This window comes from Streptomyces sp. KR55, from assembly GCF_052245645.1.
GTDB classification, from domain to species: Bacteria; Actinomycetota; Actinomycetes; order Streptomycetales; family Streptomycetaceae; genus Streptomyces; species Streptomyces flavusporus.
In genome coordinates, this window is record NZ_JBQQCE010000790.1 from 1 (window position 1) to 2,539 (window position 2,539).

At 70.7% G+C, this 2,539-nt stretch carries 1 protein-coding gene; it reads left to right on the forward strand.

Features of this window, described 5'->3' with window-relative positions; all coding sequences use genetic code 11:
• On the forward strand, positions 1–2,539 hold a 2,539-nt coding region (locus ACTWQJ_RS50105; RefSeq protein ID WP_443313002.1), incomplete at both ends, for a condensation domain-containing protein.

Here is a 2,539-nt window from a genome sequence, read left to right on the forward strand (position 1 = left end):
GTCCCGTCCCGCCGGGTGTGACGGGTGAGTTGTACGTCGCCGGTGCCGGCTTGGCGCGTGGCTACAACAACCGCCCCGGCCTGACCGCCGAACGCTTCGTGGCGTGCCCGTTCGCCGAGGGCGGGCGCATGTACCGCTCGGGCGACCTGGCCCGGTGGACGTCGGACGGGTTGCTGGAGTTCGTCGGACGCGCCGACGAGCAGGTCAAGATCCGTGGCTTCCGCGTCGAGCCCGGTGAGGTCGAGTCCGTTCTCGCCGGGCACCCCGACGTCGCCCAGGCCGCCGTCGTCGTACGCGAGGACCGGCCCGGCGACAAGCGCCTCATCGGATACGTCGTCCCCGTGGGCGGTGACGCCGAGTTCGACACGGCTCTGCTGCGCGACTTCGCCGGACACCGCCTGCCCGACTACTACATGGTCCCGGCGGCCGTGATGATCCTCGACGCGCTGCCCCTGACCACCAACGGCAAGCTCGACCGGAACGCCCTGCCCGCCCCCGAGATGACCGGATCGGCCGAGGGCCGCGCCCCCGAGACACCCACCGAAGTGGTGTTGAGCGGGTTGTTCGGTGAGGTGCTGGGGTTGGAGCGGGTGGGTGCGGAGGCGTCGTTCTTCGACCTGGGTGGTGATTCGCTGCTGGCGATGCGGTTGATCGCTCGGGTGCGGTCGGTGCTGGAGGCGGAGGTCAGCATCCGGGACCTGTTCACGGCGCCGACCGTCGCCGGTGTGGCGCGGGTGATCGACGCCGCGGACGGCGGCTCTCGGGTGCCGCTACAGCAGCGGGAACGTCCGGAGCGGCTCCCCCTGTCCTTCGCCCAGCAACGCATGTGGCTGCTGAACCGGATGGATGACGGCGAGCCCGGTTCCGCCGCCGCGGGCGCCTACAACCTTCCGCTGGCCCTGCGGATCTCGGGTGAGTTGGACGTCGTGGCGTTGGAAGCGGCGTTGGGTGATGTCGCGGAGCGGCACGAGAGTTTGCGGACGGTGTTCCCGGATGTGGAGGGTGTGCCGTATCAGCGGGTGTTGGGGGATGAGGTGGGCCGGCCTCCGTTGGTGGTGGTGGAGGTGGGTTCCTCGGAGGACTGGCGTGAGGTGCTGGCGGAGGAGGCCGGGCATGGGTTCGATGTGCGGGTGGATCTGCCGTGGCGGGCGCGTCTGCTGAGGCTGGGTCCGGCGGAGTTCGTGTTGTTGCTGGTGGCGCATCACATTGCGTCGGACGGTTGGTCGATGGGGGTGCTGGCGCGGGATCTGGAGACGGCGTACTCGGCGCGGCGTGCGGGTGGTGCGCCGGGCTGGCAGCCGCTGGCGGTGCAGTACGCGGACTACGCCCTGTGGCAGCGCGACCTCCTCGGCGACCTGGACGACCCCGACAGCCTGATCAGCGAGCAGCTGGACTACTGGCGCAACGCGCTCTCCGGTGCCCCGCAGGAACTGGTCCTGCCCACCGACCGCCCCCGCCCCGCCACACCGTCCTTCCGCAGCGGCCTCGCCCCGGTGGATGTCGGCGCGGGGACGCATGGGCGGCTGGTGGAGGTGGCCGCTCGGGGCCGGGCGACGATGTTCATGGTGGTGCATGCGGCGCTGGCGGTGTTGCTGTCGCGGATGGGCGCGGGCGACGACATCCCGCTGGGGACGCCGATCGCGGGTCGGTCGGACGCGCAGTTGGAGGAGTTGTCCGGGTTCTTCGTCAACACGCTGGTGTTGCGGGCGGACTTGAGTGGGGATCCGACGTTCGCGGAGTTGCTGGCGCGGGTGCGGGAGACGGATCTGGCGGCGTACGCGCGTCAGGATGTGCCGTTCGAGCGGCTGGTGGACGAGTTGAATCCGGCGCGGTCGTCGTCCAGGAACCCGTTGTTCCAGGTGATGGTGGCGTTGCAGAACGTTCCGGAGGCGCGGTGGGAGTTGCCGGGTCTTGAGGTGGAGGCGGTGCCGCCGCTGTCGGCGCCGCCGGCCCGCTTCGACCTGTCGGTGACGTTGAACGAGCGGCGCGGGGTGGACGGGTCTCCGGCTGGTCTGGGTGGCGGGATCCTGTACGCGGCCGATCTGTTCGATGACGCGACGGTGCAGTCCCTGGCCGGGCGCCTGGCCCGCGTTCTGCAGCAGATCGCCGCCAACCCGCAGATCCGCCTCAGCGACATCGACGTACTCCAGGAAACCGAACGTTCCCAGGTCATACGCCACTGGAACGACACGGCGCGGACGGTTCCGGCGGACACGGTGCTGGACCTGTTCCGGAACTGGGCGGAGCGGGCTCCCGATGTCACGGCGGTGCGCAGCGGCTCCGAAGCCCTGACCTACGCGGAACTGGACGCCCGCGCGAACCGTCTGGCCCGTCGTCTCGCCGGTCTCGGCGTCGGCAGGGAGAGCCGGGTCGGCCTGTTCCTGCCCCGTGGGGTCGACATGGTGGTGGCTTTGCTGGCGGTGTGGAAGGCCGGGGGTGCGTATGTGCCGCTGGATCCGGAGTATCCGGCGGATCGGCTGGCCTACATGGTCAGCGACAGCGGTGCCTCCGTGGTGCTGGCCACGGCCGCGACGGCGGG